Annotated in this window: 29 protein-coding genes, 1 tRNA gene and 1 pseudogene; 25 read left to right on the forward strand and 6 right to left on the reverse strand. The window is 64.6% G+C overall.

The features are described from left to right. Positions 1–2: 2 nt before the first annotated feature. The 23 genes and pseudogenes from ACIPPQ_RS20300 (at position 3) to ACIPPQ_RS20410 (ending at position 10,176) form a co-directional block, all read left to right on the forward strand. Entirely contained in the window at positions 3–449 is a 447-nt protein-coding gene (locus tag ACIPPQ_RS20300) for a hypothetical protein (RefSeq protein WP_446545864.1), read from the forward strand. Then, entirely contained in the window at positions 446–622 is a 177-nt protein-coding gene (locus ACIPPQ_RS20305) for a hypothetical protein (protein WP_446545865.1), read from the forward strand. The genes ACIPPQ_RS20300 and ACIPPQ_RS20305 overlap by 4 nt, the downstream gene beginning before the upstream one ends. A 15-nt stretch (positions 623–637) precedes the next feature. After that, a tRNA-OTHER gene (locus tag ACIPPQ_RS20310) sits at positions 638–759 on the forward strand. Beyond that, positions 730–915, forward strand: coding sequence for a hypothetical protein (locus tag ACIPPQ_RS20315; RefSeq protein WP_446545866.1), 186 nt, complete (start codon positions 730–732; stop codon positions 913–915). Before ACIPPQ_RS20310 ends, ACIPPQ_RS20315 begins: the two co-directional genes overlap by 30 nt. Then, entirely contained in the window at positions 912–1,301 is a 390-nt protein-coding gene (locus tag ACIPPQ_RS20320) for a hypothetical protein (protein WP_446545867.1), read from the forward strand. The genes ACIPPQ_RS20315 and ACIPPQ_RS20320 overlap by 4 nt, the downstream gene beginning before the upstream one ends. A 13-nt stretch (positions 1,302–1,314) precedes the next feature. After that, entirely contained in the window at positions 1,315–2,148 is an 834-nt protein-coding gene (locus ACIPPQ_RS20325; RefSeq protein WP_446545868.1) for a hypothetical protein, read from the forward strand. Further along, a complete protein-coding gene (locus ACIPPQ_RS20330; protein WP_446545869.1) occupies positions 2,145–2,504 on the forward strand; it encodes a hypothetical protein in 360 nt (119 codons plus the stop codon). Before ACIPPQ_RS20325 ends, ACIPPQ_RS20330 begins: the two co-directional genes overlap by 4 nt. A gap of 11 nt (positions 2,505–2,515) precedes the next feature. Continuing rightward, positions 2,516–3,442: a phage recombination protein Bet gene (gene bet / locus ACIPPQ_RS20335; RefSeq protein ID WP_446545870.1), complete on the forward strand. Its 927-nt coding sequence runs from the start codon at positions 2,516–2,518 to the stop codon at positions 3,440–3,442. Between the two features lies 1 nt (position 3,443). Beyond that, complete coding sequence (locus ACIPPQ_RS20340) at positions 3,444–3,875, forward strand: hypothetical protein (RefSeq protein ID WP_446545871.1); 432 nt, start codon at positions 3,444–3,446, stop codon at positions 3,873–3,875. A 65-nt stretch (positions 3,876–3,940) separates the two neighbouring features. Then, positions 3,941–4,273 (forward strand): hypothetical protein, encoded by a 333-nt coding sequence (locus ACIPPQ_RS20345; RefSeq protein ID WP_446545872.1) that lies wholly within the window; start codon positions 3,941–3,943, stop codon positions 4,271–4,273. An 88-nt stretch (positions 4,274–4,361) separates the two neighbouring features. Continuing rightward, a complete protein-coding gene (locus tag ACIPPQ_RS20350; RefSeq protein ID WP_446545873.1) occupies positions 4,362–4,730 on the forward strand; it encodes a hypothetical protein in 369 nt (122 codons plus the stop codon). Beyond that, entirely contained in the window at positions 4,727–5,176 is a 450-nt protein-coding gene (locus ACIPPQ_RS20355; protein WP_446545874.1) for a hypothetical protein, read from the forward strand. The genes ACIPPQ_RS20350 and ACIPPQ_RS20355 overlap by 4 nt, the downstream gene beginning before the upstream one ends. Then, on the forward strand, positions 5,169–5,468 hold the full coding sequence (locus tag ACIPPQ_RS20360) for a hypothetical protein (protein ID WP_446545875.1): 300 nt from the start codon (positions 5,169–5,171) through the stop codon (positions 5,466–5,468). Before ACIPPQ_RS20355 ends, ACIPPQ_RS20360 begins: the two co-directional genes overlap by 8 nt. Beyond that, positions 5,455–5,727, forward strand: coding sequence for a hypothetical protein (locus tag ACIPPQ_RS20365; protein WP_446545876.1), 273 nt, complete (start codon positions 5,455–5,457; stop codon positions 5,725–5,727). Before ACIPPQ_RS20360 ends, ACIPPQ_RS20365 begins: the two co-directional genes overlap by 14 nt. 71 nt (positions 5,728–5,798) lie before the next feature. Next, complete coding sequence (locus ACIPPQ_RS20370; protein ID WP_446545877.1) at positions 5,799–6,269, forward strand: class I SAM-dependent methyltransferase; 471 nt, start codon at positions 5,799–5,801, stop codon at positions 6,267–6,269. Between the two features lie 150 nt (positions 6,270–6,419). Continuing rightward, positions 6,420–7,034 carry a hypothetical protein gene (locus ACIPPQ_RS20375; protein WP_446545878.1) on the forward strand — a complete coding sequence of 205 codons (615 nt, stop codon included), beginning with the start codon at positions 6,420–6,422 and terminating at the stop codon, positions 7,032–7,034. After that, positions 7,027–7,392 (forward strand): hypothetical protein, encoded by a 366-nt coding sequence (locus ACIPPQ_RS20380; RefSeq protein ID WP_446545879.1) that lies wholly within the window; start codon positions 7,027–7,029, stop codon positions 7,390–7,392. The genes ACIPPQ_RS20375 and ACIPPQ_RS20380 overlap by 8 nt, the downstream gene beginning before the upstream one ends. Further along, entirely contained in the window at positions 7,392–7,574 is a 183-nt protein-coding gene (locus tag ACIPPQ_RS20385) for a hypothetical protein (protein ID WP_446545880.1), read from the forward strand. The genes ACIPPQ_RS20380 and ACIPPQ_RS20385 overlap by 1 nt, the downstream gene beginning before the upstream one ends. Positions 7,575–7,740: 166 nt before the next feature. Beyond that, entirely contained in the window at positions 7,741–7,998 is a 258-nt protein-coding gene (locus tag ACIPPQ_RS20390) for a hypothetical protein (RefSeq protein ID WP_446545881.1), read from the forward strand. Further along, on the forward strand, positions 7,995–8,285 hold the full coding sequence (locus tag ACIPPQ_RS20395; RefSeq protein WP_446545882.1) for a hypothetical protein: 291 nt from the start codon (positions 7,995–7,997) through the stop codon (positions 8,283–8,285). Before ACIPPQ_RS20390 ends, ACIPPQ_RS20395 begins: the two co-directional genes overlap by 4 nt. Then, positions 8,278–8,814 carry a hypothetical protein gene (locus ACIPPQ_RS20400; RefSeq protein WP_446545883.1) on the forward strand — a complete coding sequence of 179 codons (537 nt, stop codon included), beginning with the start codon at positions 8,278–8,280 and terminating at the stop codon, positions 8,812–8,814. Before ACIPPQ_RS20395 ends, ACIPPQ_RS20400 begins: the two co-directional genes overlap by 8 nt. Continuing rightward, a pseudogene (locus ACIPPQ_RS20405) lies at positions 8,759–9,022 on the forward strand (helix-turn-helix domain-containing protein); the annotation flags it as partial. The gene ACIPPQ_RS20400 and the pseudogene ACIPPQ_RS20405, both read left to right, overlap by 56 nt. Positions 9,023–9,042: 20 nt before the next feature. After that, positions 9,043–10,176: a tyrosine-type recombinase/integrase gene (locus ACIPPQ_RS20410; RefSeq protein ID WP_446545884.1), complete on the forward strand. Its 1,134-nt coding sequence runs from the start codon at positions 9,043–9,045 to the stop codon at positions 10,174–10,176. A gap of 109 nt (positions 10,177–10,285) precedes the next feature. Here the strand turns inward: ACIPPQ_RS20410 and ACIPPQ_RS20415 are convergent, their stop codons facing one another. From ACIPPQ_RS20415 to ACIPPQ_RS20425, 3 genes are read right to left on the reverse strand one after another with little or no spacing between them, the layout of a single operon-like run. Continuing rightward, complete coding sequence (locus ACIPPQ_RS20415; protein ID WP_446545885.1) at positions 10,286–10,753, reverse strand: DUF1178 family protein; 468 nt, start codon at positions 10,751–10,753, stop codon at positions 10,286–10,288. Further along, a complete protein-coding gene (grxC, locus tag ACIPPQ_RS20420) occupies positions 10,750–11,016 on the reverse strand; it encodes a glutaredoxin 3 (protein ID WP_446545886.1) in 267 nt (88 codons plus the stop codon). Before grxC ends, ACIPPQ_RS20415 begins: the two co-directional genes overlap by 4 nt. Positions 11,017–11,020: 4 nt before the next feature. Beyond that, entirely contained in the window at positions 11,021–11,902 is an 882-nt protein-coding gene (locus tag ACIPPQ_RS20425; protein WP_446545887.1) for a double zinc ribbon domain-containing protein, read from the reverse strand. Positions 11,903–11,926: 24 nt separating this feature from the next. Between ACIPPQ_RS20425 and ACIPPQ_RS20430 the strand changes: the two genes are divergently transcribed. Then, positions 11,927–12,778 (forward strand): methyltransferase domain-containing protein, encoded by an 852-nt coding sequence (locus ACIPPQ_RS20430; RefSeq protein WP_446545888.1) that lies wholly within the window; start codon positions 11,927–11,929, stop codon positions 12,776–12,778. Here ACIPPQ_RS20430 and ACIPPQ_RS20435 read toward each other — a convergent pair. Further along, entirely contained in the window at positions 12,775–13,203 is a 429-nt protein-coding gene (locus ACIPPQ_RS20435) for a (deoxy)nucleoside triphosphate pyrophosphohydrolase (protein ID WP_446545889.1), read from the reverse strand. The genes ACIPPQ_RS20430 and ACIPPQ_RS20435 overlap by 4 nt on opposite strands. A 77-nt stretch (positions 13,204–13,280) precedes the next feature. Continuing rightward, positions 13,281–13,511: a hypothetical protein gene (locus ACIPPQ_RS20440; RefSeq protein WP_446545890.1), complete on the reverse strand. Its 231-nt coding sequence runs from the start codon at positions 13,509–13,511 to the stop codon at positions 13,281–13,283. 77 nt (positions 13,512–13,588) lie between these two features. Between ACIPPQ_RS20440 and ACIPPQ_RS20445 the strand changes: the two genes are divergently transcribed. Then, positions 13,589–13,753 carry a Flp family type IVb pilin gene (locus ACIPPQ_RS20445; protein ID WP_327451385.1) on the forward strand — a complete coding sequence of 55 codons (165 nt, stop codon included), beginning with the start codon at positions 13,589–13,591 and terminating at the stop codon, positions 13,751–13,753. 83 nt (positions 13,754–13,836) lie between these two features. Here the strand turns inward: ACIPPQ_RS20445 and ACIPPQ_RS20450 are convergent, their stop codons facing one another. Beyond that, the gene (locus ACIPPQ_RS20450; RefSeq protein ID WP_446545891.1) at positions 13,837–15,336 is read right to left on the reverse strand and encodes a M48 family metalloprotease; all 1,500 of its coding nucleotides are present in this window, start codon (positions 15,334–15,336) and stop codon (positions 13,837–13,839) included. Positions 15,337–15,398 lie beyond the last annotated feature (62 nt).

Consider the following 15,398-nt stretch of genomic DNA (forward strand, 5'->3'; position numbering starts at 1 on the left):
CGGTGGCCCGCCACGAAGTCTTTACCGCTGACGCGCTTGGATCGGTGCTCGTTTATGCCGAGACGGTTCTGGCCTCGCGTAACTTCCACCTCTTCCACGACATCGAAGACCGCCGCGTCGACTTCCGCGCCGTCACCGCTCGGCTCATCGACCTTGGCGCGCCGATTGCCGACTGGCGCTTCGATCCGCGCGTGCTGGATATCCGCCTCCCCGATGCTTTTCCCGTCTTCTACGAGGGCGACACCCGGCGTTATGGCGGTGCCGTAGCAGAGACCCTGCGCGGTATTCGCCGCGAGTATGAGAAGAGCCTGACCGACTGGTTCATGGCCGACAAGCCGCCTGTCCGTTTCGACAGCGACGAGGCGAAGGTCTGCCACTGGCTTATCCAGCATATGCCGAGCGTCGAGGAGTTCATCGACGAGGGCTTTCCGGTCGGGGCCGCAGCATGAGCGCCCTCGCCCTCCGCATCACCGAAGCCGAGGAATCGCACGCTGATGCTGCCCTCCTCGCCCTGTCCCGCTGGCGCGATTCCGTTCGCCATCGGGGCGACCACCTTACTGCCGACCTGATCGACGACGCTATCCATGCGGTCGAGGCGGCTTCGCGGGAGCCGAAAGCATGAGCAATGTTCAATATGGCCGGGGTGGCGCAGAGGTAGCGCGCCCTCGTAGGGGAGCCGTGCGCTGTGGTCGGGTCGCTACCGATCGCATCACGGACGTCGCATGTGACGTGTCGCAGGTTCGAATCCTGCCCCCGGCCAACCTTCTGTTGTCGCCCGAAATCATCCCCGCCGAGACGATTCAGGCCGACGAGGCCGAACACGCGCCCCGCATCACCCTCCGCTTTGCCATCGGTCTTGCCGTGCTGGCGACTGCGTTGATCGGGGCGCATGTCGTGTGGGCTTCGACGCTGTGACCCGCTCGGCTCGCCCCTATGCCGATGGTGCCGCGACCGCGCGCCAGTTCGACGGACTCGATGTCGAAACCCCTGTTGCGGGTTTCTACCGCATGGCCCTGCGCAGCGGTGCGGCTCCTGTCGGCATTCGCATCTGGTTCGGGCCGCCGCTCGATCCCGTCACCGGCGAGGAAATGGACCGCGGTCACCGCTGGCAGGCGGCAGCGAACGGCGAGCCGATCGACCTTGACCGGGTTTGGCCCCGCTGCGCCCGCGAGACGATCGACGGCCGCGAATATCGCTTCCTGACCGAGCGGGCAGCTTGGGCGCGCGAGAATGCGCCGAGCAGCCCGCACGCCAATCCGACCCGGCGCATCGACCCGATGACCGCGCCGCCCCCGTTTTGAAGGAGAAGAAGAAATGGCCATTGTCCAGCGCCTGAAACCCGACGCCGAAGTTGAAGGCAATCCGCGCGCCGTCATCGGAGGAAACAATCCTCCCATAGAAGAGCAGATTGTTATCGACCTGGCCGAAGCCCTTGAGGTCGAAGGCATCACGAAGCGCATCGGCGACTTGCTCGCCAGCGCCGGCCGCGCGCCGCTCGTCATCACCGACGCGGAAATGGCGGGCAGCTATGCCGACCTGATCAAGCAGATGGTCGCCGCTGGGAAAGCGGTCGAGGCCGAGCGCGAAAAGCTCAACCGCCCGCTCCTGAACGCGCAGCGCGCGCTCAAGGGCCGCGCCGACGCTATCGTCCAGCCGCTCGCCGAAGCCGAGCGCACGGCGCGCGCGCGGGTCAAGGCGTTCGACGACGCCGAGCAGGAAAAGGAGCGCCAGCGTCAGGCGGAAATCCGTCGCGAGCAGGAGGCCGAGCGCCAGCGCCTACAAGCCATTGCCGACGAGGAAGCCAGGAAAGAGCGCGAGCGGTTGCAGGCGATCGAGGACGCGCGCGCCGCCGCCGAGGCGCGGGAGGCTGTCGCCGTCGAGGTCGCTGCGCCGGTCGTGGAAGTTCAGCCCGAGCCGGAACCCGAGCCCGCCGCCCCAATCGTGCGCGGCGACTACGGCGCCAAGGTCGTCCGCACCACGACGTGGAAGCATGAAATCCTGAGCGTCCGCCAGCTTCCCGACAGCATCCTGAAACACGCCAAGGTCGTCGAGGCGATCGACAAGGTGATTGCGGCACAGGTCCGCGGCGGGACGCGCGAGATGAAGGGCGTTCGCATCTTCTCCGAAACCGGGACGGCGATCCGATGATCACCGATATCGAAACCGCGCGCGACAAACTCGCCGACGCTATCTGGTGGCTCAAGGGTTTTGCCGCCGCACGCCCGGCGTCGATCGACGAAGGCGCGGGCGAGCATCTGCGTTTGGAAAGCGAGCTGACAGAGGTTCGCGTATTTCTGACGAACATCAACAACGCCAGCATCCGGCGCATGGGCGAGGAAACGGCGGTGGTTCTGTCGTTCGCTGAGTTCGAGCGGCTCGTCGATGCCGTACGCGTCCCTCGCCTGCACGAAACGCAAATCGCGATCCGGACCATCGAACAGGTGCTCGCCCAATATCGCGACGAAGAAAAGGCCGCACGCCGCGGTGACGAAATTCCGTTCTGAAAGGATCCGATATGAATACCGCCCGCAGCCGCGCCCTCGCCACGCAAGAGGAAAGCATCCAGAACAATATCGCCCAGATCGAAGAGGCAAAGGCGCGCCCGACCGCTATTCAGGCCATGGCCCAGCGCCTCAATCTCTCCCCGGCCAAGTTGCAGGAAACGCTCCGCGCGACGGTCTTCAAAGGCGCCAACGATTCCGAGTTCGCCGCGCTGATCGTCGTCGCGAACGAATATAAGCTCAACCCGCTGACCAAGGAAATCTACGCCTTCGCGGCGAAGGGTGGCGGCATCGTTCCGCTCGTGTCGATCGACGGCTGGGTTCGCATCATGAACGAGCATCCCCAGTTCGACGGGATCGAATTCGAGGACATCGTTGACGAGAAGGGCAAGCTCTACGCGATCGAGAGCATCATCTGGCGCAAGGATCGCAGCCGCCCGATCAAGGTCACCGAATATCTGGACGAGTGTAAGCGCAACACCGATCCGTGGAACAAGTCGCCGAACCGGATGCTGCGCCACCGCGCGCTGATCCAGGGCGCCCGCTATGCCTTCGGCTTCTCGGGCATCTATGCCGACGACGAAGTTGAAATCCAGATCATCGGCGATCCGGTCGAGGCCCGCAATGTCACGCCGCCGACCCGCGCGCAGATGATCGACCAAGACACCGGAGAGATCATCGATACCGTCACCGACGACAACCCGAACGCCGCCGAAGGTCGCGCCGAGGCCGATCATGGCGACCAGCACGACGATAGCGAAGAACCGCACGCCGCGATCGTCGCCGAACTGATCGAGCGTGCCGCCGGTGCCGGGACCATCATCGACCTGAAAGCGGTTGAGAAGGACTGGCAGAAGCATATGGAAGCCCTGCCCGATGGCGAGAACAGCCGCATCGACGCCGCCGTGAGCGAGCGCCGCGAGCATCTCGAAAGCAAGTAAGATGGGCGACCATTCCCCTCTCTATTTCACCGCGCGCCTCGGCGGCCTGTTCCCTGCGAACGCTGCCGCCGAGGAAGCGATGAAGGAAATCACCGGGACGGTTCGCGCCACCCTTACTGGCGGCAAGGCCAATCAGCGCCGCCGCTCGCTCTATTGGGTGCTCGTCGGAATCGTGACGCCGATCCTGAACGACATGCACAACATGACGCTCACGGATGAGGATTTGCACGACATCATGCGCGACAAGCTCGGCATGTTCGATGAGGAAACCCTGCCGTCCGGCGAGGTTTACCGCAAGCGCTGGTCGACCAGCAACCGCGCGATGAACGAGGCCGACCGCGCCGCATATCTGAACAAGTGCATCGAAATCTGGTCCCGTTGGACCGGGATCGAACCCCATCTGCTCGCCGAAGAAGGCCGGCGAGCTGCTTAGCCATCACCAGCAGAGGTCCGGGCGGGCCAATAACCCGCCCGGTGAATTTCACAAGGAGAATGACGATGTTCGGATTGATGACCAGGAAGGCGCACATTGCCGCCCTCGATCGCAAGGACGGCGAAGCCTATAAGGCATGGAGCAAGGTCACCGACGAACGGGACAAGTTCCGTCAGCAGGTGCGCGACACCTGCACGCGTGCAGAACGGGCCGAAAGGGAACTGACGGAGGCGCGCAGCACGATCACCGGCCTCCGCGCACAGGTGAGCGCCGCAGAAACCGTCATCGCCGAACTCAAGCCCGACGTCGAAGCATGGCGCGATCGCCAGCGCAAGGCCGCCGACTACGAGAAGAACCGCCGCGTCCGTCCGGCGCGCGCGAAGAAAGCCGCGAAGTGACCGACCAGCTCGCAGCCTCGCTTATCAGCGGCGCCCTGTTCCTTGCGGCGACCATTTGGGACGTCATCAAGGCGGGGGATCGTCGGTAATGGGCGCGCCAGTCGACCATAAGCGCATGAAGCCCAAGGCCGGCGCGAAGCCGACTGCGGCCGAGAAGCGCCATATGGACCGCGTTGCAGCCATGCCGTGCCTCGTGACCGGCAAGCGCCCCGTGACCCTGCATCACCCGACCGCATACGGCGACAGGATCGGTCGCCTTCTGCGTTCGCATTCCATCGTAGTGCCGCTGATCGCTGAGATGCACCTGATCCAACACGGCCCCCGGCTTTCGGTCGAAGCACTCGGTCATCAACGGTTCTGCAAGATCCACGGCATTTGCCTTCGCACGGAAGGCGAGCGGCTTCGCGCCGAGAGCGTCGAACTCGGCATTTTGCCCCGCACCGGAGAGCTCGCATGACCGACAATCTCACCCCCCTGATCGAAAGAGTGGAGGCGGCGAGCGAAGGTTCGCGCGAGCTTGATGCGCTGATCCACTTTTCGGTCGATGGAAAATGGATCGGCCGCCTGCCCACATGGCCGCCGTCGAAGGTCTATCGGCCCGCCATGGAAACCGGACTTTATATGGTCGTCGAAGGCGACGGTTATTTCTATGGCGACTCCGTTCCGCACTACACGGCATCTATAGATGCGGCGATGACCCTCGCCCCGCAAGGCGACGACCATTGGCCCCAGATCATATACACCAGCACCAACCCGAACAACGCGCACCGTCAAATGGACCGCGCGGAAATATGGGTCAAGGGGCGCTCGAAGGCTAATCGCGGGCATGCTCGCACCCCCGCGCTCGCGCTCGTCGCAGCCTCCCTCCGCGCCCTCCAACATCAGGAGACGGGGCATGGTTGAGCCCTTAAGCGCAGCAGACGCAATCGCGAAGGACATCGGCCGCAAATGCTCTGATGATGTCGGCGCGGCAATCCGGCGCAACATGGCGCTTATGGCCGACCAACGAGGCGCGTTCATGGTCGCCGCCTACGGTGCCGCGACCGCGATAGGCTCGGCAACCGGCGCATTCTCGGCGCTGGCTGACGATCTGCCCGAACCCAACGAAAAGATGGTTGACGAGATGTGGCGCGATTTTCTCCGCCCGCTCGCTCTCGGCCAATTGCCTAAAGGAATCTGCGATGACCGCGATTGATAACCCGCCCGCGTTCCCGAACCATCCGTCAATCCAGATTGATGGCGGGCCGAACGTCTGGATCGGCATGACCCTTCGCGACTGGTTCGCTGGTCAACTGGCTGCGGCCGAGGTCGCGTCCGCTGGCGCCAATGAGTTCGCGGCCATCGCACTGTCGGATGCCGCCGAAGAGGCGGGTCAGACCATCGAAGAGCGCATCGCCTTCAATGCCTACCGCGTTGCCGACGCCATGCTCTCCGCCCGAAAGGACCGCCCGTGACCCAATCATCTGACCCTGTGGGCGGGCATACGGTGGGGCCGCGTGTTCTCGATGCCTGTTGCGGATCGCGCATGTTCTGGTTCGACCGCGCGAACCCCGACGCCTGTTTCGTCGATATTCGCTCGGAGCGCCACGAATTGACCGACAAGTCCAGCCGGGGCGGAAGCCGCTCGCTCGTCATCGATCCCGACATTCAAGCCGACTTTACCGCCCTGCCGTTTGCAGATGGAACCTTCGCACTGGTAGCTTTCGATCCTCCGCATCTCGTCCGCAACGGGCGCTCTGGCTGGCTAGCCAAGAAATACGGCAAGCTCGGGGCTGACTGGCGCGAAGATCTGCGCCGGGGCTTCACCGAGTGCTTCCGCGTCCTGCGCCCTGATGGCGTGCTGGTGTTCAAATGGAACGAGCACGAGGTGAAGGTCAGCGAGGTTCTAGCACTCACCGACGCGCGGCCGCTGTTTGGCAACCGCTGCGGCAAGACCGCGAAATCCCACTGGCTCGTTTTCATGAAAAGCGATGCCAACGGAAAGGCATCATCATGACCGAAACACCCGTAACGCAGGCGCAGGAACTCGCATTCTCGATCAGCAAGCGCCGATACGAAGATCGCAGGGCCGTATCTCGTGATCCCGCAGCCCTAAGTTACGCGGAGAAGAACGCACTACTCGCAATCGCAAAGAGGGGGAACACCCATGACTGACGCAACGAAGGGGGCGGACGTCGAAGCGGTCGCGCGTGCCCTGTTCGTCTTTCAGCATCAGGGGGACATTGCCGACCCCGGACGGACTTGGGACGCCCCGGACAAGGGCGAGCATCCGATCTACTGGCAGCAGAAGATGGAGCATAATCACCCGCATTATCGCGCCATGGCCGCCGCAGCCCTCGCCGCATCGAGCCACCCGGCTAGTGCGATCAGCGATGCCACCCGGCGCATGGAAGAAACGCTCGGCGCGAAGTTCGTCCCGGCTAGTGCGATGGACACCCTACAGCGGCTTGGCCAGGAGATGGACGAGCGCCCCTGCCGCCATTGCAACGGCACCGATCCGCATTGCAGCGTATGCGAAGGGGTCGGGTCCCTGCCGGGTGAACCTGTGCAAAAAGTGCACGAGTTGCCCCCGGCTAGTGCGGGGGACCGTCTGCGCGAGGCGATGCGCGACATCGAGCAGAGATGCCCGGAAGGCGATGAACAAGGCGATTTGCTCGACGACGACATTGCCGTTGAAGTCGAACTGACGTGGGCGGACCTCCGCGAAATCCGCCGTGTCCTCTCCGCCACCCCCGCACAGGAGGGCGAGAGCGATGTCTGATCCGCTTCCCGCTTTGTTAGCGAACATGGACCGATCAGAAGATCGCCTCGCTCGCGCCCTTTGGCTGGCGAACGGAAATCGTGCCGATCTGTGGGACAACGAACATGACGACGGCTGGCGCTTGTATATGCAGCAAGCGAAGGCAGAATATCGCGAGCGGACGCAACGTTTTCTCGCAGCCTTTTCCCCCGCACAGGAGGTTGATGAAACCGAGAGACTGCGGTCTGCCCATGAAATGCTGCGTTGGGCGCGCGAGGCGCTCGATAGCGGCTATCGCACCACTCGCGCCAAGCAGGAAATCGCGAAGATCGACGAATATTTCGCCGCCCTCTCCGGTGATGAGGGGGAGTTGAGCTAATGAAGAAAGAGCAAAAAATACTGCTCGTCTCTTATTATGTAGCCCTCGCGATGGCGGTCATAACCAACACAGCCGGCTTCATGGACACCTTCCAGCTTTTCGCCCTTTCCGCGATCATCCTGCGCATAGATTTGTTTGAGATATCCGCCATCGCCGATACCAAGAAAGGCGGTGCTGAATGAGCGCGCGCGGACAGCAACCCGGCCAGGTCGTCTACAGCGGCGGCAAGGCCTATTACATCAACAGCGCGGGGGAATATGTGCCCCATTGCCCGGTTAAGCATCAGGCGAGCCGAGAGAGGTCGCGGTGGGGTCGGCGGTTGCCTGTCGATCGGCGGGAGATGACGTTGTGACCCTCGCCAATCTCCGCGCCGCCGCCCGCCTTGCCCGTGAAGCATCGCAGGGACGGCGGACTATCGAACTGGTCGTGACCGAGGAAGGCGTTCTCGTTCGTGGCTGGACGATGGCCGGCACGCTTTATGATCGCCGCCGCTCCGCCTCGCGCGAAGTCGCATGGCCTGAACTCTCCAGCCCCGCCGATCTCGCATCGAATGCCGTCATGCTCGTCGATCGCGAGCTTTCGGCGATGGAAGGGAGGGCGTCGTGAGCCGCGCCGACAGCGCCCTTCGTCATGCGGTCGAGCTTCAGGACCGCCTCAAGGCCGCGGGAAATCACCGCGACGCCGAGATCGTCCGCGCCATCTGCCACAGCTTCCGCGTCGGTCGGTCGACGAATGCCGTCCTGCACCGCGACAACCGCACCTTTCGCAATCTGCCGGCATGGCTCGACACCCGCGCCGATCGCTGCCCGTCCCGTCTCGGGGCGCGGCTTTACCGGATAATTGCCGATGACCTCAGGGCTCGGCTGCATGAGGAGGACAAGGCCGATGGCTGAGACCGAAGCCCCTTACCAGACGCTCGATCGCCTCGAAAACGAACTATACGCGTTGGTTCCACCCCTCGACCCGGCGCCCTGCCATTGGCTCGATAGCGATGCGACCTTCTCGTATTGCTGGGCTTGCGCGCGGCAGGCTCGTTGGGAGGAAATGGGGAATGTCGGCCCCGCACCGTTCGAGATCGCCTTCTACTATCGCGACCCGATCGAAGAGAACATCCGCGGCGGCATAGATGGCGGATTTGATGCGAGCGCGAGCGACAGCCCGGAAAGCTGTGAGGGGTGCCGACGCACACTTCGTCACACGCTCACGGAATATGGAGTGGAAACCGAACTCGATCACTTCCGGGAGCATCCGGGCTTTCAGGTGGTCCGCGATGAGGATTCCTACGTCATCTCCCGCATTTGCCTCAACCTGACGTGGTCGGGCGCCCCTGATGATCAGGTCGGCGAGGCTATCAAGATTGTCGAGGATGCGCTTGCGACCGCCAAGGCGCAGGCCGTCGAGCAGAGGAACATCGACGCATGACCCCGCGCCACCCCCAACCCGGCCATGTGCGGGCGAGCAATTGGTTGATGCCGTGAACAACGCCGAGCATCTCCTAAAAGCCCCGGAAGCAGCTGCAAAACTGCGCGTCTGCACGAAGAAGCTGCGCAGCCTGCGCCAGCAAGGCCGGATCGACTACATCTTGATCGACGGCGCGATTCGATACAGCGTCGCCGACCTTGACCGATTCATCGCCGAAAGCCGAACCCGATGCGCCTCTATGAAAAGCCCGGCTCCCCGTTTTGGTGGCTCGACGTCACGCTCGACGGTCACCGATATCGCGTCAGCACGAAAAGCCCGCTTAAAAAGCCGAAGCGGGAGGCACGGGTCGCCGCAGACCGCATAGTCGACCAGCTCGAACAGCAAGCGAAGGAAGCCGCGAAGCGGGCGGGGCAAGCTTGGACGATCAGCGAATCGCTCACCAAATGGTGGGACGAACACGCCTCACACACCGACAGCGCCGATGCGATATGGTCGAACATCGAAAATCTCGACCGCTGTCTCGATTGCTCAACGCGCGTCGACCAACTCACCAGCGCCATGCTCATGGACTTCCGCGCCAAACGCCGCGGCGAACTCGCGCACCGGTCGGCAAAGACGAAGAAGGCAAAGGAGCGCGCGGCGCAGCGACCGCTGAAATATGTCTCGGCGTCGACCGTCAACCGCGACCTCGCATATCTTCAGGCCGCGCTCCGATATGTGAAGCTCATCCACCTGCAGCCGATCGCGGATTTGCCGTGGTCGAAGATCAAGGCGGCCGAAAACGAGCCACGCAACCGCTTCGCCTCTCATGAGGAGTTCGACGCGATGCAGGCGATCGATGACGCCGACCTGGCGGACATCATCCTCGCCGCCGTCGCGACCGGCCTGCGCCGCGGTAACATGCGCTGGCAATGGCACATGATCGACTTGCGCGGGACGAGCGTCACGATCGCACGGACGAAGGGAAAGCTGCCCATGGTGATCAAGTTATCGCCGCCCGTCGTCGCGATGCTGAAACGCCGCCGCGCCGCTGCGCTTGCGGAGACCGGATCCATTCCCTCCGGCGCGGACGAGGTTTTCGTCTGGCGGAATTTCAAGCGCCGGTGGGCTCGCTTGCAAAAGACGCTCGAACTGGTCGATTTCCGCTGGCACGATCTGCGTCACACCTTCGGGACATGGGCGCGCAAAGCGGGGGTCGATCTGCCGACGCTCAAGGAAGCGATGGCGCACAAGGACATCAAGACGACGCAGCGTTACGCGCATGTCGAGCCGGACGAAATCGAGGGCACTTTCGACAAAGTTGCAGCGCGAATGGCACAATCTGCGGCACACTCGAAACAGAAATCGCGCAAAGTCAGGTAGATAACATGACCCGATCAAAGATTAGGAATCTGATGCTCTATCCTGCTGAGCTACGGGTGCGCCGCGGTTCGTGTAGCGGCGCGGGGGGCCGAGCGTCAATCGGCGGGGATCAATTCGCCGTTTCGGGCGGAACGATAGGCACGAGCAGCGGCATCGCGGCAATCCCGTCGTCGCGCAGTGCCTGCGCCTCGTCGGGCGAAGCCTGGCCGTGGATCAGGTCCTCGGGCGCGCGTCCTTCGTGCATCGCCCGCGCCGCGTCGGCAAAATCGCGGCCCACCCAGCGCGACTGCGGCAGCATTTCGGCCTGTTTTGCGGCAATATCGGCCAGCACCCGGCGCACCAGTTCGGGTGACGGTTCGTCGCCCGCGGCGGGTTTCGCGGGGGCCTGAACGGACTGCTGCTGGTTCGACTTGGCGCCCACCCGCGGCGCCATCACGGCCTTCGTAACCGCATCGTCGCCGCACACGGGACAGTTGATCAGCCCGCGCGCCTGCTGTTCGGCAAAGCTGTCGCTGCTCGCAAACCAGGCTTCGAAACGGTGATCGCCGGCGGCACAACAAAGGTCGAAAACGATCAAGGTCGGCCAAGCCCCAGCATGGGATCGAGCCCGCCGCGGGCGTCGAGCGCCGCAAGATCATCGCTGCCGCCGACATGCTTGCCGTCGATGAATATCTGCGGGACGGTACGCGCACCGCCGGCGCGCGCGACCATCGCGTCGAACCCGGCGCGATCCGTCGTCAGGTCGATCTCCTGATACTCCACGCCCTTGCGATCGAGCAGCGCCTTCGCGCGCGTGCAATAGGGGCAGAAGAATTTGGTAAACACTTCGATCTTGGCCATGCGGCTATCCTGTCATCTCTTCGTCCGTCATATCGGAATCCAACGAAGCAAAGTCAAATATGTTGCCGGTCATCAGCGCATCCGGAACGACGCGGGCCCAGCTGATCGCCGACACGCGCGCCGCGCCGCTCCGCCCCAGCGCCCGCGCCGCCGCGCGCAGCGTCGCGCCGCTGGCGTGGACATCGTCGACCAGCACCAGATGCCGCCCCGCCGCGCGCGCCTTCGCATCGGGGGCAAGTGCGAAGGCGCCCGCGACGATCCGTTCGCGCTCGCGACGCGCCTTGCCGCGCAGCGATGCCGTCGCCTTGACCCGCAACAGCAGGTGATGGTCCCGCGCCGCACCGGTCAGCCGCGCGAGTTCGTCGGCGACCAGCGCCGCCTGGTTGAACCCGCGCGACCACAGCCGCCAGCGGTGCAGCGGCACCGGTACCAGCAGCATGGACCCGGTTTCGCCCAGCGCTGCGAGCTGCCGCGCCATCAACCGCGCCATCAGCCGCGCATGTCCGGTCCGCCGTCCATATTTGAGCCGCAACGCCACGGTGCGCGCGACCCGGCCATAAGCGACCGCGGCGGGCGCGCCTTCGAACGGCGGGGGATTCGCGAGGCACGCCCCGCAGGCGACCGGGCCGCCGGGCAAGGCCGCGGGTAACGGGATCGAACAGCGCGAACAGCATGGCCCGTCGAGGAAATGAAGCGACGACCAGCAGCCGAGGCAGAATTGGCGGTCTTCGCCGACGATGACGCCGCAGCCGGGGCAGCGCGGGGGCAGCGCATAATCGACGATCGCGCGCACCGCCGCGCGCAGCCCGCCGGACAATTTCCCGGTCGCCGCGCCTGCTTCCTCGACATCCCCCGTCGCGCTCGCCATCACCGGCTTGTGAAGCATCGCCGGGGACGGCACAAGCGGCGCATGTCGCAGTCTCCCCGCCCGCTCTTCTCCTCCGCCCGCCACCGCGCCCAGCGCGATCGCATGGCGCGCCTCCCCGCATCGGCCAATTTCCTTGCGCCGATCATTGCCGAAACGCTGCTCGACCGCCTCGCGATGGTGACGCGCGACTTTCCGCGCACCTTGCTCGTCGGCGCGCATGACGCGGCGCTCGCCGAGCATCTGCGTTCGATCGGCACCGCGCTCACCATCGCCGAAGCCGCGCCCGCCCTCGCCGCCGAAACCGGCGCCATCGCGGTCGAGGCCGACGCGATCGACCTGCCCTTCGGCAGTTTCGACCTCATCCTCTGGCCCGGCGGGCTCGACAGCGTCAACGACGTGCCGGGGGCGCTCGTCCGCCTTCGCGCATTGCTCGCGCCCGACGGGCTGCTCCTCGGCGCCTTTGTCGGCGACGGCAGCCTGCCGCGGCTGCGCCGAGCGGTGATGGCCGACGGGGTGCGCTCGATCGCGCGGCTGCATCCGCAGATCGATCTCGCGGCGATGGGCAATTTGCTCCAGCGCGTCGGCTTTACCCTGCCCGTCGTCGACGTCGAGGCGCTGACCGTGCGCTATGGCGACTGGTTCGCGCTCGTTCGCGACCTGCGCGCCGCGGGCCTGTCGAGCCGGCTCACCCCCGCCCCCCCGCCGCTGACGCGCGAGGAAGCGGCGCGGATCGCCGCTTCCTTCGCCGCACAGGGCGATCCCGACGGCCGCATCGGCGAGGCGTTCCGTATCGTCTATTTCAGCGGATGGGCGCCGCATCCCGACCAGCCCAAACCGGCGCGGCGCGGCAGCGGCACTGCCTCGCTTGCCGAGGCGCTGAAGCCAAAGGGCTAGATCAGCGCCTCGAGCAGGCCGATCAACGGCTTGTCGGCGGGCGGCATGGCGAGTCCGTGCAACTCGACGGGGCGCACCCAGCGCAGCGCGCTCGCGTGCTGCGCCACCGGCGTCCCGCGCCATTTGCGGCACACATAGAGCAGCAGCAACAGATGCTTGTCGCCCAGCGTATCGCTGGCAAAACAGGCGGGCGCGAGGCAGGCATGATCGACGTCGATCGCCAGCTCCTCGTCAAGCTCGCGGATCAGTGCCGCTTCGGGGGTTTCGCCGGGCTCAAGCTTGCCGCCCGGGAACTCCCACAGCCCCGCCATCGCCAGGCCCTCGGGACGCTGCTGGACAAGCAGCCGTCCGTCGCGATCGACAAGCGCCGCGGCGACGACGATCAGCGGCGTTTTCGGCAGTTTTCCGGGGCTGGAGACGGACAAATTGTTAACCTTCCTGTGCGAATAGAGGACCCCTCGGGAACTATAGCTTTAGTCAGGGGTGGAACAATGCGAAGCTTTTACAGGCTGATGCGGTCGACCAGGGCCGCCACAGCCGTCGAATACGGGCTGATACTGGCCTTGGTATTTCTGGCCGCCGTCGTCGCGGTGGGCAACGTGGCCAATTCCACGAACACCATGTGGAACAAGGTCTCAACAGCCGCCGAAACACACATGTAATTCTGCGGCGGCTGTCCCTTTTCAGGACCGCCGCCGGACCAGCAATCACCGGTGCCCATTAAGATTTTCAAAACCTATTCATCCTAAACCCCCGGATGTTGACCCAGACCAGACCGTCAACAGGGTAAGTGAAATCAGGAGACCAGTCATGAAGTTCATCAAGAAATTCGCTCGCGACACCAAAGCCGCCACCGCCATCGAATACGGCCTGATCGCCGCTCTGATCGCCGTCGCCGGCATCACCGCGATGGGCGCCGTCGGCAACGGTGTCAGCAACACGTTCAACGAAGTCTCGACCGAACTGAACAAGTAAGGTCACGGCTTCGCCTTCGGGCGTAACCGAAACAGGAAGGGCGGTGGAGCGATCCACCGCCCTTTTTGCTTGCCCGTCACATTTTACCGGCTGGCATAGACGACGATCTTCACCTTCTGCCCGGGAGTCAGCCGGCTCGACGCGGTGAGGCGATTGAGCACCTGGAACCGTTCGGCCTGGTAATTGCTGTACGCCATCCGCCGCGCCAGCGTCGCAACGGTGTCGCCGCGGCCGACGGTCACGACATCGATCCGCCGTGGCTTGATCGCCGCGGCCTCCGCCGTGCTCAGGCGCCGGACGCTGTTGAACATCGAATTGAACACGCCGCCGCCGCCCGCCTGCGTCAGCGTGATGAAGTGGAAGGCGCTGCTGCGCGAGAATTCATAGGCAAAGACTGTGACGTCGACCTGCCCCGACTGGGTGTTCACGCGCGCGGTCGAGTAGGAAGCCGGAATGCCGTTCACCGTCGTGCGCTGGATCGCGCCCGGGCTGATCGACGCGTTGCCCGCCACCGCCTTGAACGCCGCAGCGATATAGGCGTTCATGTCGCCGCTATACGGCCCGGTCGAAAATTGCGCCTGCCCGCCGTTGCCGCTGACCAGCACCGCGTCGGATCCGTTCTGCATCCCGTAACCGTTCGGCACCGTGAAGCGCAGCCGCAGGTCGGGGTGCAGGAAGTCGCGCCCTTCGACGACGCCCTGCGCCGGATCGTCGCCATAGAGCACGCCGTCGATCGAGGCGAGGAAGGCGTCGGCATTGCGGTTGCCGCCGCTGCCGCCGACGCGGCTCGCCAGCGCCTCCGCATTGCGCACGCGCGACGCGGGATCGGGGTGCGTGCTCGCCCATTCGGGAAGCGAGCGCGCGTCGCCGCCTGCTAGGCGCGCGTCGAGCGTCGTCTGGTTCGCAAGGCTCGTCAGCATCGTCGACAGCGCAAGCGGGTCATAGCCTGCGCTCCGCAGATACTGCACGCCGAGCTGGTCGGCCTGCAGTTCCTGACTGCGCGAAAAGCCCAGTGTCGCAAGCTGCGCGACGCGCATCGAATTATTCTGGAGCAGCCCGCCGAGACCACCGAGCAGGCCGCCATTGTCGCCGATCGCGCCGCCCAGCACCGCGCCGAGCACGCCGAGGATCTGGTTGCGGGTCGCGGCCGACTGGCGCTTCTTGCTGTGCTGCGCCGCGACATGGCCGACTTCGTGCCCGAGGACGCCCGCCAGTTCAGCCTCGTCGTTCATCAGCGCCATCAACTGGCGCGTGACATAGACATAGCCGCCGGGGATCGCGAAGGCGTTGTTCACCGGCGAGTTGAGCAGCGTCACGGTGAAATCGCTCGGGCTCCGCGACAGCCCCGACTGGACCGCGATATTCTGCCCGATGCGGTTCACATAGGATGCCTGCGGACCGGCATAGGCACCGCCGAATTCCTGGAGGAGTTGCGGGTGCGCCTCGTTGCCCTGCTTGCGTTCGGCGGGCGAGATATTGGTCTGGGTCTTGATCGTTTTAAGCTGCGCGTCGGCGGCGCCGGTGAAGGCGATGCCGCCCATCGCCAGGGCTGCCGCCAATGTTTTTCCGGTCTTCCAGCTCATCTATGCCTCCCACTCGATACTTCGCTCAGGAATATTCCCCTCGCGCGACAAGACAAGCCGCC

Source organism: Sphingopyxis sp. LARHCG72, assembly GCF_052871675.1.

Excerpts from the sequence above, each read along its gene's own strand:
- ACIPPQ_RS20445 (WP_327451385.1), top strand. The coding sequence starts at position 13,589 with ATGAAGTTCATCAAGAAATTCGCTCGCGACACCAAAGCCGCCACCGCC.
- ACIPPQ_RS20355 (WP_446545874.1), top strand. The coding sequence starts at position 4,727 with ATGACCGACAATCTCACCCCCCTGATCGAAAGAGTGGAGGCGGCGAGC.
- ACIPPQ_RS20365 (WP_446545876.1), top strand. The coding sequence starts at position 5,455 with ATGACCGCGATTGATAACCCGCCCGCGTTCCCGAACCATCCGTCAATC.
- ACIPPQ_RS20425 (WP_446545887.1), bottom strand. The coding sequence starts at position 11,902 with ATGCTTCACAAGCCGGTGATGGCGAGCGCGACGGGGGATGTCGAGGAA.
- grxC (WP_446545886.1), bottom strand. The coding sequence starts at position 11,016 with ATGGCCAAGATCGAAGTGTTTACCAAATTCTTCTGCCCCTATTGCACG.
- ACIPPQ_RS20380 (WP_446545879.1), top strand. The coding sequence starts at position 7,027 with ATGTCTGATCCGCTTCCCGCTTTGTTAGCGAACATGGACCGATCAGAA.
- ACIPPQ_RS20375 (WP_446545878.1), top strand. The coding sequence starts at position 6,420 with ATGACTGACGCAACGAAGGGGGCGGACGTCGAAGCGGTCGCGCGTGCC.
- ACIPPQ_RS20410 (WP_446545884.1), top strand. The coding sequence starts at position 9,043 with ATGCGCCTCTATGAAAAGCCCGGCTCCCCGTTTTGGTGGCTCGACGTC.
- ACIPPQ_RS20330 (WP_446545869.1), top strand. The coding sequence starts at position 2,145 with ATGATCACCGATATCGAAACCGCGCGCGACAAACTCGCCGACGCTATC.
- ACIPPQ_RS20350 (WP_446545873.1), top strand. The coding sequence starts at position 4,362 with ATGGGCGCGCCAGTCGACCATAAGCGCATGAAGCCCAAGGCCGGCGCG.
- ACIPPQ_RS20430 (WP_446545888.1), top strand. The coding sequence starts at position 11,927 with ATGTCGCAGTCTCCCCGCCCGCTCTTCTCCTCCGCCCGCCACCGCGCC.
- ACIPPQ_RS20340 (WP_446545871.1), top strand. The coding sequence starts at position 3,444 with ATGGGCGACCATTCCCCTCTCTATTTCACCGCGCGCCTCGGCGGCCTG.
- ACIPPQ_RS20360 (WP_446545875.1), top strand. The coding sequence starts at position 5,169 with ATGGTTGAGCCCTTAAGCGCAGCAGACGCAATCGCGAAGGACATCGGC.
- ACIPPQ_RS20325 (WP_446545868.1), top strand. The coding sequence starts at position 1,315 with ATGGCCATTGTCCAGCGCCTGAAACCCGACGCCGAAGTTGAAGGCAAT.
- ACIPPQ_RS20345 (WP_446545872.1), top strand. The coding sequence starts at position 3,941 with ATGTTCGGATTGATGACCAGGAAGGCGCACATTGCCGCCCTCGATCGC.
- ACIPPQ_RS20450 (WP_446545891.1), bottom strand. The coding sequence starts at position 15,336 with ATGAGCTGGAAGACCGGAAAAACATTGGCGGCAGCCCTGGCGATGGGC.
- ACIPPQ_RS20400 (WP_446545883.1), top strand. The coding sequence starts at position 8,278 with ATGGCTGAGACCGAAGCCCCTTACCAGACGCTCGATCGCCTCGAAAAC.
- ACIPPQ_RS20370 (WP_446545877.1), top strand. The coding sequence starts at position 5,799 with ATGTTCTGGTTCGACCGCGCGAACCCCGACGCCTGTTTCGTCGATATT.
- ACIPPQ_RS20305 (WP_446545865.1), top strand. The coding sequence starts at position 446 with ATGAGCGCCCTCGCCCTCCGCATCACCGAAGCCGAGGAATCGCACGCT.
- ACIPPQ_RS20385 (WP_446545880.1), top strand. The coding sequence starts at position 7,392 with ATGAAGAAAGAGCAAAAAATACTGCTCGTCTCTTATTATGTAGCCCTC.
- bet (WP_446545870.1), top strand. The coding sequence starts at position 2,516 with ATGAATACCGCCCGCAGCCGCGCCCTCGCCACGCAAGAGGAAAGCATC.